Source organism: Actinoplanes sp. NPDC026623 (assembly GCF_040638275.1).
Taxonomy (GTDB): domain Bacteria; phylum Actinomycetota; class Actinomycetes; order Mycobacteriales; family Micromonosporaceae; genus Actinoplanes.
On sequence record NZ_JBEZXZ010000056.1, the window covers coordinates 1 to 14626 of the forward strand.

Consider the following 14626-nt stretch of genomic DNA (forward strand, 5'->3'; position numbering starts at 1 on the left):
GCCCACGAACGGCGTAGAAACGAACCACCAGCAGTTCGTGGGCACCCCCGGCCCAAACCGTCCCAGCCGGTGATCGTGCTGTCCGCCTGGCTCGTCGCGGGCCTGCTGCTGTGCGCGGTCGGCGCCCGGCGATCCGCCTGCCGGGCCGCGCCGGCCGCCGCCGAGGCGCCGGCCGCCGACCTGGTGTCCGCCGTACGGTAACTCGGGTGACGCTGGGGCGCGAGGCGGTCATGATTGACGATCATGAGTAGCCGCCTGCGGAACATCGCGAAGGAAACGGTCGAGATCGCCGAACGCGGCTGGTATCTCGATCCGCGCGGTGCCGAGGTCCGGATCGACGTCGGGCCGGCGGTCGCGGGCACCCGGCTGTACCTGCCGGACGACGCGCTGCCGGACGGATCCGCGACCGCGGCGCCGCCGGCCGAGGTCCGGATCGAGGTGACCGGCGAGTCCACGCTGGAGGCCGCCCGCCGGCTGGGCGGCGACGTGGCGGCGCTGGTCTTCGCCTCCGCCCGGCGTCCCGGCGGCGGGTTCCTCACCGGCGCACAGGCGCAGGAGGAGAGCGTCGCCCGCGGTTCGGCGATCTATCCCTGCCTGCGCGCGGCCGGCGAGTTCTATGCCCACCACCGGGCGCAGACGGCGCTGACCTACACCGACCGGGTGATCTACTCACCGGGCGTACCCGTGTTCCGCGACGACAGGGGGCGGCTGCTCACGCAGGCGTACCCGGTCACGTTCTTGACCTCGGCCGCCCCTAACCTGGCGATGATCCGGCGCAACGAGCCGCGCCTGGCCGGGGAGGTCCCCGCGATCCTGCGGCGCCGGGCGGCGCGGATCCTGGCGGTCGCCGCCGCGCACGGCCATCGGCGGCTGGTGCTCGGTGCCTGGGGCTGCGGGGTGTTCGGCAACGATCCGACGACGGTGGCGGAGGCGTTCGGGGCGGCGCTGGCCCGGACGCCGATGGACGAGGTCGTGTTCGCCGTGCTCGGGCCCAACCGGGACGAGTTCGCGGCGGCGTTCGCGGGCGCGGGAACTTGATCGCCGCCGTCGCCGTCCAAGCGCGGTGACTTTCCTGACTGCTTCGCGCGGGGCCCGATCCCTCGCCCTGGCCGCCGCCGGTGTCGTGCTCCTGGCCGTCGTGCTCATCTGGTTCAGGGCGCCGGGCGAACCGCGCCCGGCGGCGGTCGTCAGTTCCGCCGCGCCCAGCGCGCGGCCGGGGTGGCAGACCATCGAGTATCGGGGCGTCCAGGTCGACATCCCGTCCGCCTGGGAACGGGTGGACCCGAGCGACTGTGAGTTCAAGCAGTGGGCGCTGCCGGGCTCGTCGCCCTGCGGCCGCACGGAGGGCGTCGCCTTCTACGGCTCCGCCCTCTTCGACCCGGCACACGGCCCGGGCGTCAGGCGTGACGCCGACGGCGCTGGGTGGGGCGGCTACGTGTACGCGGGCGACTACGCCGTCTCTGCCTCCGATACCGACCGCGAGGTTGTTCAGCGATTGCTGGACTCGGCGCGGGTGACCGCCGGCCGGTCGCCTCATTGACATCAGTCGTTGTTAACGTTAACACTGTTCGGGTGGCGGTCCAGCCGAACAGGGAGGCCTCGATGGCGATGGGATTCGTGCGCGCGGCGCACGGGCGGTCCGGATGGTTGGTCGCGCTGGCGGCGACGGTCGTGACGCTGGCGGCCGGCGCCGCCGGGCTGAGCGGCTCGACGCCGGCGCAGGCGGCCGTGGCCGTGGTCAGCACCCCGCCGATGGGCTGGGCCTCGTGGAACACCTTCGCCGCAAAGATCAACGCCAACGTGATCAAGGCGCAGACCGACGCCCTGGTTTCGGGCGGCCTCAAGGACGCCGGCTACCAGTACGTCAACATCGACGAGGGGTGGTGGCAGGGCACCCGCGACTCGGCCGGCAACATCACCGTGGACACCAACGAGTGGCCCGGCGGCATGCAGGCCATCGCGGCCTACATCCACGGCAAGGGCCTCAAGGCGGGCATCTACACCGACGCCGGCCGCGACGGCTGCGGCTACTACTACCCGACCGGCCGCCCGGCGGCGCCGGGGTCCGGCAGCGAGGGCCACTACGACCAGGACTTCCTTCAGTTCTCCAAGTGGGGCTTCGACTTCGTCAAGGTCGACTGGTGCGGCGGCGACGCCGAGGGGCTGAACGCGCAGACCGCGTACCAGGCGATCAGCGACTCGATCGCCCGGGCGACGGCGCAGACCGGCCGCCCGATGGTGCTCTCGGTGTGCAACTGGGGCAAGCAGAGCCCGTGGAACTGGGCACCCGGGATGTCCACGATGTGGCGCACCAGCGCGGACATCATCTACTACGGCGAGTCGGCCTCGATGGACCGCGCGCTCGCCAACTTCGACACGGCGCAGCACCCGAGCGCGCAGAGCGTCGGGCACTACAACGACCCGGACATGCTGATCGTGGGCATGCCGGGCTTCACCGCGGCGCAGAACCGCAGCCACCTCGGCCTGTGGGCGCTCTCCGGCGCGCCGCTGCTGGCCGGCAACAACCTCGCGACGATGAGCACCGAGACCAGGAACATCCTCACCAACCGGGAGGTCATCGCCATCGACCAGGATTCCCTGGGACGACAGGGGGTCAGGGTCGCCGAGGCCGCGTCCGGGCTGCAGGTCTACAGCAAGGTGCTCTCCGGCAGCGGACGCCGGGCGGTGGTCCTGCTCAACCGGACCGGCTCCGCGGCCACCATCACGGCACGCTTCGCCGACCTCGGCCTGGGCGCCACGGCGAGCGTCCGCAACGTCTGGACCGCGACGGACCTCGGCACGAAGACGACCAGTTACAGCGCGAGCGTGCCCGCGCGCGACTCGATCCTGCTGACCGTCACCGGCACCGAGAACCCGGGCGGCGGGCCGAAGACCGGCGCGCTCGCCGGGAAGCAGTCCGGCCGCTGCCTGGACATCAACAACTCGTCCACCACCAACGGCACCCAGGCCCAGCTCTGGGACTGCAACGGCCAGAGCAACCAGTCCTGGACGTACACGTCTTCCAAGCAGCTCACGATCTACGGCAACAAGTGCCTGGACGCCTACAACGCCGGCACCGCCAACGGCACCGCGGCGGTGATCTGGGACTGCAACGGCCAGACCAACCAGCAGTGGAACGTGAACGCGGACGGCACCATCACCGGCGTGCAGTCCGGGCTGTGCGTGGACGCCGGCAACGCCGGCACCGCCAACGGCACGAAGATCGTGCTGTGGGCCTGCGGCACCGCCGACAACCAGCGCTGGAACTGGCGATAGGCCGCCCCGCCGGAGGGCACGGGCGAGTGAAATTGCGTTGCCGCCCCCGATGGGTGGTCGGGCAGCATGATGCCCGTGGATATCCGGGGACCGGCACGTTACCTCTGGTGGCTCGCGAAACAGCTGAGGGGCTGGGTCCTGCGCGGTGCGACGTTCGGCACCCTCTGGTACGCGAGCCTGGCGTTCACCCCGTACCTGCTGTCGCAGGCCATCGACCGGGGTCTCGGCCCGCGGCGGCCGGCGACGCTGATCGCCTGGACGGCGGCGGTCCTGGTGGTCGGGGTGGCGAGCGCGGGGCTGGGCATCCTGCGGCACCGTTCGATGACCAACCTGCGGCTGGCCGCCGCGCTGCGTACCGCCGATGTGGTGATGACGCACGCGACCCGGCTCGGTGCGGCCCTGCCCCGGCGGGTCACGGCCGGCGAGGTGGTCACCATCGGCATCTCCGACGTGTGGACCATCGGGCGGTCGATGAACGTCGTGAGCATGGGCTTCGCCAGCGGGCTCGCGTACGCGGTGGTCGCGGTCCTGTTGTTCAGCACCTCGCCGCTGCTCGCCGTCGTGGTGCTGGCCGGCGTCCCGGTCCTCGCCCTGGCGGTCGGTCCCGTGCTGGCCCGGATGCAGGCGGCGGGGGCGAGGTACCGCACCAGCCAGGGCGCGCTCGCCGCCCAGCTCGTCGACGTGCTCGCCGGACTGCGGATCCTCAACGGGCTGGGCGGCAAGCAGGGCCACCTGGCGCGTTACACCCGCAACTCCGCCGACCTGCGCGTCCTCGGCTACGGGGTGGGCCGGGTGAGCAGCTGGGTCGGCGCGTTCGGCGAGGGGCTGCCCGGCGTCTTCCTGGCGCTGGTGATCTGGCTGGCGGCGCGGCAGGCGGCCGCGGGGGAGCTCACCGTCGGCGAGCTGATCGCCGTGTACGGCTACACGGCCATGCTGGTCATCCCGGTCAGCATGATGATCATCTGTGGCTCCGACGTCACCCGGGGGCTGGTGGCCGCCCGGCACGTGATCGCCTTCCTCGGCCTGCCTCCGGCCGGGACCGCGGGCGGGCCGGCGCCGGCCGGACCCGCGATCCTGCACGATCCGGCGTCCGGGGTGTCCGTCGATCCCGGCCGGCTCACCGCGCTCGCCAGCGCCCGGCCCGCCGACGCGTCCGCGGTGCTCGAGCGGCTGGGCCGGTACGGCTCGACGGACGCGACCTGGGGCGGCGTGCGGCTCGACAGCATCGCCCGGGACGAGGTGCGGGCGCGGATCCTGGTCGCCGAGCACGAGGCCGACCTGTTCGCCGACCCGCTGCGCGAGGTGGTCGCCGGCCGCCACGACCCGCAGGACGAGCGGCTGCGCGCGGCGATCGAGGCCGCGGCGGCACACGACGTCGGCGGGCCGGAGCACCCGGTCGAGTGGGGCGCCCGGAACCTCTCCGGCGGCCAGCGGCAGCGGGTCCGGCTGGCCCGGGCGCTGTATCAGGAGCCGGAGGTGTTGCTGGCCGCCGAGCCCACGTCGGCGGTGGACGCGCACACCGAGGCGGCGATCGCCGGGCGCCTCCGTGCGGCCCGGGCCGGCCGCGGCACGGTGCTGGCCACCACGTCGCCGGCGCTGCTCGACCGGGCCGACGTCGTGCACTACCTGGTCGACGGGCGGGTGGCGGCCACCGGATCCCACCGGGAGCTGCTCGGCTCGGTCCCCGGCTATGTGCGCCTGGTCGCCCGGGTGTTCGGCGAGGACGAGCAGGACGCGGCGTGAGTGCCGCGCTGCCGATCGCGGACCAGCGGCTGGTCGCCCGGGCCGCCCGCCGGCTGCTAGCCGCCGAGCGCCGCGCCGTCGCGGTGCTGGTGCTCCTCAACGTCCTCGCCGCGCTGGCCGCGCTCGGCGGGCCGTGGCTGCTCGGCCGGATCATCGACACCGTCACCGGCGGGCACGGCACGGACCAGGTGGACCGGCTGGCCGTCGCCGTGCTGGCCTGCGCCGTCACCCAGACGCTGCTGTCCCGGTACGCGTTGGTGGTCGGCTATCGCTTCGGTGAGCGCACCGCGGCCCGGATCCGCGAGGACTTCCTGCGGCGCTCGCTGAACCTGCCCGCCGCGGTCGTCGAGCGGGTGCCGGCGGGCGACCTGACCGCCCGGGGTACGACCGACGTGGACGCGGTCGCGACGACCCTGCGCGACCTGCTGCCCGGGCTGTTCATCGCCACCGTGCAGATGCTGATGATCGTGGTCGCCGTGGTGGTGCTGAGCCCTGCGCTCGGCGCGGTTGGCCTGCTCGGGTTCTCCGGCATCTGGTTCGTCACCCGGTGGTATCTGCGCCGGGCCCGGGACGCGTACCTGCGCGAGGGCGCGGCCAACTCGGTGATGGCCGACGAGCTGGCGGCGACGACCGCGGGGGCCCGGACGATCGAGGCCTTCGACCTGCGCGAGCGCCGCCTGGCCAAGGGGCACGCGGCGATCGCCGAGACCCGGCGCACCCGGCTGGCGACGCTGGGCCTGCGCTCGGTCTTCTTCCCGCTGGTGGAGATCTCGTACGTGGTGCCCGTCGTGCTGGTGCTGCTGGCCGGCGGCTCGCTCTACTTCGCCGGCTCCGTCACGCTCGGCACGGTCGCCGCGGCCGTGCTGTATCTGCGGCAGATGGTCGGGCCGCTCGACAACATCACCATCTGGATCGAGCAGTTGCAGAGCAGCGGCGCGTCGTTCGCCCGCATCGAGGGGCTGGCCGCGGTGCCCGCCGAGCCGGCCCGCTCGACCCGGGTGCCCGGCGGCGACCGGATCGAGGTGCGCGCGGTGCGCTACGCGTACGAGTCCGGGCCGGACGTCCTGCACGACGTGGAGCTGACCGTGCGGCCGGGGGAGCGGCTCGCCGTCGTCGGGCTCTCCGGGGCCGGCAAGTCCACCCTCGCCCGGCTGATCGCCGGGGTGGACCGCCCGCACGCCGGGTCGGTGACCGTCGGCGGCGTGCCCGTCGCCGACCTGCCGCCGGACGAGCTGCGCCGGCAGGTGGTGCTGGTGACGCAGGAACACCACGTCTTCCGCGAGTCGCTGCGGGAGAACCTGATGGTGGCGGCGCCGGACGACGTGCTGTGGCGGGCGCTGAAGACCGTCGGCGCCGACTGGGCCGTCGACCTCGACGCTGACCTCGGCGAGGACCCGCTGGACGGCGGGCAGGCCCAGCAGCTCGCGCTGGCCCGGGTGGTGCTCGCCGACCCGCACACCGTCATCCTCGACGAGGCGACCGCGCTCCTGGACCCGACGGCCGCCCGCAGCGCGGAGCGTGCCCTGGCCGCGGTGCTGCACGATCGCACCGTCATCGCCATCGCGCACCGGCTGCAGACCTCGCACGACGCCGACCGGGTGGCGGTCATGGACGGCGGCCGGATCATCGAGCTGGGCAGCCACGACGAGCTGCTCCGGGCGGACGGGCCGTACGCGGCCCTGTGGCGCACCTGGCACGGCGCGTGACCGGCCGCTTGTGACGGCTGTGTGACCGTCCCGCCCGTAGGCTGGGACGGATGAGGGTCCTGGTGGTCGAGGATCACGTGCGGCTCGCCGATTCGGTGGCGCGGGTCCTGCGGCGCGAGGGCATGGCGGTCGACGTGGCCTACGACGGCACGTCGGCGCTCGATCGCACCGTCGAGGTCGACTACGACGTGGTCGTCCTCGACCGGGACCTGCCGGGCGTGCCCGGCGACGAGGTGTGCCGCCGGCTGATGAGCGAGCCGCTGCGCACCCGGGTGCTCATGCTGACCGCCGCCGGCACCATCGACGACCGGGTGCGGGGCTTCACGATCGGCGCGGACGACTACCTGCCGAAGCCGTTCGCCTATCCGGAGCTGGTGGCCCGGATCCGGGCGCTCGGGCGGCGTTCCCAGCCCGCGGTGCCGCCCATCCTGGTGCACGGCGACCTCACGCTGGACCCGGCGCGGCGGGTCGCCACCCGGGCCGGTACGCGGCTGGCGCTCAACCCCAAGGAGCTGGCCGTCCTCGAATACCTGCTCGCCGCGCGGGGCCGGGTGGTCTCCGCCGAGGAGCTGCTGGAACGGGTGTGGGACGCGGAAACGGACCCGTTCACGACGACGGTGAAGGCCACCATGAACCGCCTGCGGTCGAAGCTCGGCCTGCCTGCGGTGATACAGACCGTGCCCCGAGCCGGCTATCTGATCTGAACGGATGGAATCGTCGTGGGCCTGACGTCCAAGCTCTCCGGCATGCGGGTCCGGCTGCGGCTCACGGTCCTGTACGGCGGGCTCTTCCTGCTCTCCGGCGCCGTGCTGCTGACCATCACCTACCTGCTCGTCGCGCACGGCGGGCCGAACATCGTGATGTCCACGCGCAGCCAGTCGACCTCCGGCGGGCAGAGCATCAGCACCTACGTGCTGGGTTCCCTGCCGGAGGGCGCCCGGCTGCCCGAGGCGGAGCAGCGCATCGCCCGGGCGCTGCAGGCGCAGGCCGTTCAACAGCAGGCGCAGATCATGCACAAGCTGCTGGTGAGGTCGGGGGTGGCGCTCGCCGTCATGTCGGTCGTCTCGGTCGCGCTCGGCTGGCTGATGGCCGGGCGGGTGCTGCGTCCGCTGCAGACCATGACCGGCACCATCCGGCTCATCTCGGCGCGCAACGTGCACGAGCGGCTGGCGGTCACCGGGCCGCGCGACGAGCTGAAGGACCTCGCGGACACCGTCGACGGGCTGCTCGGCCGGCTGGAGGCGGCGCTCGACTCGCACAAGCGGTTCGTCGCCAACGCCGCGCACGAGCTGCGTACGCCGCTGACGCTGGAGCACGCCCTGCTGGAGGAGGCCGTCCTCGACCCGGACGCGACGGCCGACTCGTTCCGGGCGCAGTTCGAGCAGCTGATGGTGGTCAGCGAGCAGCAGGCCCGGCTCCTCGAGTCGCTGCTGGTCCTGGCGACCAGCGAGCGCGGCCCGGACCGCCTGGAGAGCGTCGACCTGTCGGGGCTGGCCGGCGACGTGCTGCGGGCCGCGCGGCCGCGGGCGCGGGAGCGGGACCTGGCCGTCACGGCGGACGTCTCGCCCGCGTCGGTCACCGGCGACCCCGCACTGGTCGAGCGGCTGGTGGCGAACCTGGTCGACAACGCGATGAGCTACAACGTCCCGGGCGGCCAGGTGGAGGTGGCGACGGGCGCGCAGGGCGCCCGCTGCTTCCTGTCGGTGACGAACACCGGGCCGCCCGTCCCGCCGGAGATGGTGGACCTGCTGCTCAACCCGTTCCAGCGGCTGCACCGCTCGGCCGCGGACGACGGCCACCACGGCCTCGGGCTGTCCATCGTCCAGTCGATCGCGGTGGCGCACTCGGCGGAACTGATCGTGCGCGCCCGTCCGGAGGGCGGCCTGGTGATCAGGGTGCTGTTCCCCTAGCGGCTTTGTGCCCGTCGTGTGACCGGTCGGTGCGTAGAACATGACCCATGACGACGAATACCAGAAGGCAACGCCCGGCGTCTCTCCTGTCCGCATTCGCCCTGACGCTCGTCGCGGCGGTGGCGGGCTGCACCACGGACGAGGACCCGGGGGTGGCGACCGCCGACCCCGGCGCGTCCGCGGCCGCCGCCGCGCCCGCCGCCGGCGGCGACGACTCGGGTCTGAAGTTCTCGCAGTGCATGCGCGGTCAGGGCCTCACCTGGTTCCCCGACCCGGGCCAGGACGGGGGGCTGCGCGTCAGCGTCCCCGACGGCACCGACCAGAGCACGGTCGACAAGGCGGAGCAGGCGTGCAAGGCGTACGCACCCGGCGCGCGGCGGAACGGCCCGCTCAGCGCCGACGATCTCGACAAGCTCCGGCAGGTGTCCCAGTGCATGCGGGACCACGGATTCGCGAAGTATCCGGACCCCGACGCCAACGGCAGCATCAACATCGACGAGCAGGCCACCGGGATCTCCCACGCCGCCCCGGGCTTCGAGAAGGCCGTGCAGGAGTGCCGGAAGTACCTGCCGCCGCGGCGAAGCAAGGGTGACTCCTGATGCGGGCGCGGCGCACCGCGGGCGTGGTCACCGGCGTGCTCTCGGCCGGCGCCGTCGCCGCCGCGGTCACGATCTTCAACCTGCCGGATGCCGAGGAGGCCGCCGGCTCCGCCCCCGGCACGCCGGCGAACACCGTCGAGGTCGCCCGGCAGACGCTGATCGACCGGGAGGACCACGACGGCACGCTCGCACACGGCGACACCACCACGATCTGGGCGCGCGGCGGCGGCACCGTGACCGGGCTGCCCGCGGAGGGCTCGACGATCACCCGGGGCGGGGCGGCCTTCCGCCTCGACGACAAGCCGGTGACGCTGCTCTACGGCTCGATACCCGCGTATCGCAGGCTCTCTGCGGGCGTCCGGGGAGCCGACGTCGAGCAGTTCGAGCAGAACCTCTGGGCGCTCGGCTACCGCGGGTTCACCGTCGACCGCGGCTACAGCCGGTCGACCGCCGCCGCGGTCGAGCACTGGCAGGACGACCTCGGCCGCGCCGAGACCGGGTCCGTCGATCCCGGCCAGATCGTGTACGCCCCCGGAGCGGCGCGGGTGGAGTCACTGAGCACCCAGGTCGGTGCCGTGGTGGGGCCCGGCGCCGCCGTGGAGAAGGTCACCGGCACCGCGCCGCGGGCCACGGTGCTGCTCGACGCGAGCGCGGGGCGGCTCGCCCGGCAGGGCGCCGCGGTGCGGGTCACGCTTCCCGGCGGCACGGCCGTACCCGGAAAGATCGTCAAGGTCGCCACGGTCGTGGCCGAGGGCGACGACGGCCGGGCGAGCGTCACCAGGTTCCGGGTGACGATCCGGTTCGGGTCGGCGGTCGAGAGCGCCGGCACCGCCGTGGTCACCGTCGCGTTCACCGCCGGCCGGCGGCCGGACGTGCTGGCCGTCCCGGTGCCGGCCCTGCTCGCGCTCGCCGAGGGCGGGTACGGGGTGCAGGTCGTCGACGCGGGCGCGACGCGGATCCTGGCGGTGGAGACCGGCCTCTTCGCCGACGGCAAGGTCGAGATCACCGGGAGCGGGCTGCGGCCCGGCACGAGGGTGGCGATGCCGTCGTGAACACCCCACTGGTCGAGCTGACCGGGGTGACCAGGACCTACCCCGGCGGGGTCACCGCGCTGCACTCGGTCGACCTGGTCGTCGAGTACGGCGAGCTGTCGGCGATCGTCGGGCCGTCGGGCTCCGGCAAGTCCACGATGCTGCACCTGATCGGCACGCTGGACCGGCCGTCGCGGGGCACCGTGCGCATCGACGGGCACGACGTGGCGTCGCTGTCCGACCGGCGGGTGTCCGCGCTGCGCGCCCGGCGCATCGGCTTCGTCTTCCAGCAGTTCCACCTCGCGGCGGGGCGGGACGCGCTGGGCAACGTCGCCGACGGCCTGCTCTACACCGGCGCCGGCAGGCGGGAACGCCGGCGGCGCGCCGAGGCCGCGCTGGCGCGGGTCGGCCTGGCCGACCGGCTGACCCACCGCCCCCATCAGCTCTCCGGCGGCGAGCGCCAGCGGGTGGCCATCGCCCGCGCGGTCGCGGGCGACCCGCCGCTGCTGCTCGCGGACGAGCCGACCGGGAATCTCGACTCGGTCGCCGGCCTCGGCGTCCTGGAACTGCTGCGCGGGCTGAACTCGGCGGGCACGACGGTCCTGGTCATCACGCACGATCACGAGATCGCGCAGAGCCTGCCGCGGCGGGTGTCGCTGCGCGACGGACGGGTGGCCCGAGATGTATGAGCCCTCCCGGCTGCGCCTGTCGGACCTGGCCCGGCTCGGCGGATACGGCCTGCGCTCGCGCCCGCTGCGCGCCGTGCTGTCGGCGCTGGGCATCGCGATCGGCATCGCCGCGATGACCGCCGTGGTGGGCATCTCCGCGTCCAGCCGCGCCCACCTCGACCGGGAGCTGGCGCGGCTCGGCACCAACTTGCTGACCGTGTCGCCCGGCACCACGATGCTCGGCGAACCGGCCGCGCTGCCCGACGAGTCGGTCTCGATGATCAAGCGGATCGGCCCGGTGCTGTCGGCCACCGCGACCGGTGTTCTCGCGGAGGTGCATGCCTATCGCACCGACCGGATCCCGGCGGCGCAGTCCGGCGGCCTGTCCGTGCTCGCGGCCCGGCTCGACGTGCGCGAGACGGTCGGCGCCGAGCTGGACCACGGCGCCTGGCTCAACGCGGCGACCGACCGGTATCCGGCGGCGGTGCTCGGCGCGACGGCCGCCGAGCGGCTCGGCGACGTGCCCGCCGTCCACATCGGCGGCCGGTGGTGGACCGTGGTCGGGGTGCTGCGGAAGGTGCCGCTCGCGCCTGAACTGGACTCGGCGGTGCTGATCGGGTGGCCGGCGGCCACCGCGTACCTGGGCTTCGACGGGCATCCGACGACGGTCTACACGCGGTCGGTGGAGTCGCGGGTGGAGGCGGTGCGCGCGGTGCTGGCCGCCACGGCCAACCCGGCGGCGCCGGGCGAGGCGATGGTGTCGAAGCCGTCCGAGGCACTGACCGCCCGCCGCGCCGCGAACGCGACGTTCACCGCGCTGCTGCTCGGGCTGGGCGCGGTCGCGCTGCTCGTGGGCGGGATCGGCGTCGCCAACACCATGGTGATCTCGGTGCTGGAGCGGCGCGGCGAGATCGGCCTGCGCAGATCGCTGGGCGCCACCCGGGGTCAAGTCCGCATCCAGTTCGTCGCGGAGTCGCTGCTGCTGTCGCTGATCGGCGGCGCGGCCGGGGTGCTGCTCGGCTGCCTGGTGACCGGGACGTACGCCACGACGCAGCGGTGGCCGACGGTCGTGCCGCCGTGGGTCCTCGTCGGCGGCGTCGGCGCGACGGTGGTGATCGGCGCGATCGCGGGCCTGTATCCGGCGATCCGGGCGGCCCGCCTGGCGCCGACGGAGGCCCTGGCGGCGAGCTGATCACCAGGTGGTGAGCAGGAGGTGGTTGATCAGCAGCGCGACCACCGCCTGCGCGAGGAGCCAGCCGCGCCGCGTCGGGGGCGGGAGCAGCGCCGCACCCGCCGGCAGCCAGCAGGCGAACGGCAGCCAGATCCGCTCCACCTCGGCCTTGCTGAGCCCGGACAGGTCCGCCGCCAGGATCCCGGCGAGGCCGGCGAGGGGGAGCAGCACCGCCGGCGTCAGGCCGGCCCGCGTCACGGCCCGCCGCAGGATCGCCGCCGCGGCGGGCCCGGCGCAGGCCACGACCAGCGCCAGGTTCGCCCACACCCAGTACCCGTACGGCCGCTCGCTCGCCACGCCCTGGTAGTACCGCTCGACGACGAGGTGGTAGCCGTCGAGCCACCGGAAGCCGGCGAGCGTGAACGCCGCCACGACCGCCGCGCCGGCGCCCGCGGCCGCGCCGACCGCGCGCCAGGCCAGGGGCCCGAGGCGCCGGGCCAGCAGCACCACCGCCAGGATGGGCAGCAGGAACAGGGTGAGCCCGTAGGACAGGTAGAGGCAGAAGGCCAGCAGCGCCCCTGCGGCGGCGCCGGCGAGGACCCGGCGGCGGGTCAGCGCCACCGCGAGCAGCGCCGCGCCGGTCGCGGCGGCCCCCGCGAACAGGCCGTCGGCGGAGGCGCCGATCCAGACCGCGCCGGGGAACAGCACCAGGAACGGCACCGCCGCGCGGGCGGCGTCCTCGTCGCCGAGGGCGCGGATCGTCACCGGCACCGCCACCGCGATCAGCGCGCCGGCCCCGGCACACACCAGGGCGGCCGCCGCGCCGCCGCCGAGGCCGATCCGGTCGAGGCCGACGAAGACCAGGAGGGCGCCCGGCGGGTGGCCGGCGACGTGCGTGGTCCACGAGTCCGGCTGGAAGTCGAGGATCCGGCCGGTGAATCCGCGCAGCATGGCGGGCACGTCGGTGACCCCGCCGACCTCGCTGAGGTACTCGTGCCCGGTGGTGAGCCGCCCCGCGAGCCCGCGCCGCCAGCCGTCCACCAGCGCGAGCGACAGGATCCAGGCGGCCGCCGCCCCGTAGCCGGCCGCCATCAGCCGCCGCCAGGCCAGCACGCTCGCGAGTCGCGGACCGTGACACGCCACCAGCACCGCCACGGCGAGCGCGAGCGGCGTACCCGGGCCGAGGTGCGGCAGCCAGACGGCGGTGAACGGCGCCGAGGTGGCGTGCACCGGCCGCCCCGCGAGGTACCGGGCCGCGCCGACCACGCAGGCGAGCGCGACCAGCCCGAGCGCGGCGGCACCCGCGACCAGGTCGGCGCGGGTCGACCGGTCCGTCGCCGGCGCCTCGCGGACGTTCATCCGCGCAGGGCCGCGTGCGCGAACTCCGTCAGCCCGGTCACCAGATCGACCTCGGCGCGGAAGCCCAGCTCCGCCGCGGCCCGTTCGGGGGAGGCGACCACGTGACGCACGTCGCCGAGCCGGAACTCGCCGGTCACCACGGGCTCCGGGCCGCCGACCGCCCGGGCCAGCGCCGTCGCCATCTCGCCCACGGTCGTGGCCCGGCCCGAGGCCACGTTGTAGGCACGCAGCCCCACCCGGTCGTCCCGGCCGGTGGCGTCCAGCGCGGCGACGTTGGCCCGCGCCACGTCGCCGACGTGTACGAAGTCGCGCCGCTGGGCGCCGTCCTCGAAGACCCGCGGCGCGCGGCCGGCCTCCAGCGCCGAACGGAAGATCGCCGCGACGCCGCTGTAGGGGGTGTCGCGCGGCATCCCCGGGCCGTAGACGTTGTGGTAGCGCAGCGCCACGACCGTGCCGCCGCACTGCCGGGCCCAGGCGGCGCTCAGGTGCTCCTGGGCGAGCTTGGTGGCCGCGTACACGCTGCGGGGGTCGAGCGGGGCGTCCTCGTCCACCGGCACCGAGGTCAGGGTCCGTCCACAGAGGAGACAGGTCGGCTCGAAACGCCCGGCGGCGAGGTCGGCGACCGCACGCGCGGCGGGCCGGGCCGGGCCGTCGGCGGGGCAGGTGTAGGCGCCCTCCCCGTACACGACCATCGAGCCGGCCAGCACGAGCCGGTGCACGCCGGCCCGGGCCATCGCCGCGAGCAGCACGGCGGTGCCGAGATCGTTGCAGCCGACGTACTCGGGCAGGTCGTCGAGGTCGACACCCATCCCGACCATCGCGGCCTGGTGCACGACGGCGTCGACGCCGCGCAGCGCCGCGGCGACCGCGGCGCCGTCCCGGAGGTCCGCCCGCCGCACCGCGACACCGTGGACGGTGTCCGGCGGCGGCCCGGCGTGCGCGGCCGGATGGCCGACGTCGAGGATGCTCACCCGGTGCCCGGCGTTCAGCAGGGCGGAGGTCACGTGGGTGCCGATGAAGCCGGCGCCGCCGGTCACGAGTACGTGTGTCACCCGACCGACCCTAGGCCCGCCGCGGCCCGCCGATCGCCGATCCGCGAAGCACGTCAGCGGATGGTAAGGATTGCGCACAGGTAAGGACTTCGTAAGGTGGATTCGCCGTTG

The 14626-nt window shown here is 74.4% G+C and carries 14 protein-coding genes; 12 read left to right on the forward strand and 2 right to left on the reverse strand.

What is annotated here, in order from left to right; translation table 11 throughout:
• Positions 1–69: 69 nt before the first annotated feature.
• The 12 genes from AB0F10_RS18550 to AB0F10_RS18605 all read left to right on the forward strand — a co-directional run bounded on the left by AB0F10_RS18550 (position 70) and on the right by AB0F10_RS18605 (position 12125).
• Positions 70–201 (forward strand): hypothetical protein, encoded by a 132-nt coding sequence (locus AB0F10_RS18550; protein WP_360625934.1) that lies wholly within the window; start codon positions 70–72, stop codon positions 199–201.
• A gap of 42 nt (positions 202–243) precedes the next feature.
• Positions 244–1038: a TIGR02452 family protein gene (locus AB0F10_RS18555; RefSeq protein WP_360625937.1), complete on the forward strand. Its 795-nt coding sequence runs from the start codon at positions 244–246 to the stop codon at positions 1036–1038.
• 25 nt (positions 1039–1063) lie between these two features.
• On the forward strand, positions 1064–1540 hold the full coding sequence (locus AB0F10_RS18560) for a hypothetical protein (RefSeq protein WP_360625940.1): 477 nt from the start codon (positions 1064–1066) through the stop codon (positions 1538–1540).
• 62 nt (positions 1541–1602) lie between these two features.
• Positions 1603–3276 (forward strand): RICIN domain-containing protein, encoded by a 1674-nt coding sequence (locus tag AB0F10_RS18565; protein WP_360625943.1) that lies wholly within the window; start codon positions 1603–1605, stop codon positions 3274–3276.
• Positions 3277–3414: 138 nt separating this feature from the next.
• Positions 3415–5019: an ABC transporter ATP-binding protein gene (locus AB0F10_RS18570; RefSeq protein ID WP_360626053.1), complete on the forward strand. Its 1605-nt coding sequence runs from the start codon at positions 3415–3417 to the stop codon at positions 5017–5019.
• Positions 5016–6725 carry an ABC transporter ATP-binding protein gene (locus tag AB0F10_RS18575; protein WP_360625946.1) on the forward strand — a complete coding sequence of 570 codons (1710 nt, stop codon included), beginning with the start codon at positions 5016–5018 and terminating at the stop codon, positions 6723–6725. The genes AB0F10_RS18570 and AB0F10_RS18575 overlap by 4 nt, the downstream gene beginning before the upstream one ends.
• Positions 6726–6775: 50 nt before the next feature.
• Positions 6776–7429 (forward strand): response regulator transcription factor, encoded by a 654-nt coding sequence (locus AB0F10_RS18580; RefSeq protein ID WP_360625949.1) that lies wholly within the window; start codon positions 6776–6778, stop codon positions 7427–7429.
• A 15-nt stretch (positions 7430–7444) separates the two neighbouring features.
• Positions 7445–8635 carry an ATP-binding protein gene (locus AB0F10_RS18585; RefSeq protein WP_360625952.1) on the forward strand — a complete coding sequence of 397 codons (1191 nt, stop codon included), beginning with the start codon at positions 7445–7447 and terminating at the stop codon, positions 8633–8635.
• Between the two features lie 47 nt (positions 8636–8682).
• Entirely contained in the window at positions 8683–9234 is a 552-nt protein-coding gene (locus tag AB0F10_RS18590) for a hypothetical protein (protein ID WP_360625955.1), read from the forward strand.
• Positions 9234–10286, forward strand: a complete 1053-nt coding sequence (locus tag AB0F10_RS18595) for a peptidoglycan-binding protein (protein WP_360625958.1) — start codon at positions 9234–9236, stop codon at positions 10284–10286. Before AB0F10_RS18590 ends, AB0F10_RS18595 begins: the two co-directional genes overlap by 1 nt.
• A gap of 8 nt (positions 10287–10294) precedes the next feature.
• Entirely contained in the window at positions 10295–10954 is a 660-nt protein-coding gene (locus AB0F10_RS18600; protein ID WP_360626055.1) for an ABC transporter ATP-binding protein, read from the forward strand.
• A complete protein-coding gene (locus tag AB0F10_RS18605; RefSeq protein ID WP_360625961.1) occupies positions 10947–12125 on the forward strand; it encodes an ABC transporter permease in 1179 nt (392 codons plus the stop codon). Before AB0F10_RS18600 ends, AB0F10_RS18605 begins: the two co-directional genes overlap by 8 nt.
• Here the strand turns inward: AB0F10_RS18605 and AB0F10_RS18610 are convergent, their stop codons facing one another.
• Complete coding sequence (locus AB0F10_RS18610; RefSeq protein ID WP_360625964.1) at positions 12126–13463, reverse strand: hypothetical protein; 1338 nt, start codon at positions 13461–13463, stop codon at positions 12126–12128.
• Positions 13460–14515, reverse strand: coding sequence for an NAD-dependent epimerase/dehydratase family protein (locus tag AB0F10_RS18615; protein WP_360625967.1), 1056 nt, complete (start codon positions 14513–14515; stop codon positions 13460–13462). Before AB0F10_RS18615 ends, AB0F10_RS18610 begins: the two co-directional genes overlap by 4 nt.
• Positions 14516–14626: the final 111 nt, after the last annotated feature.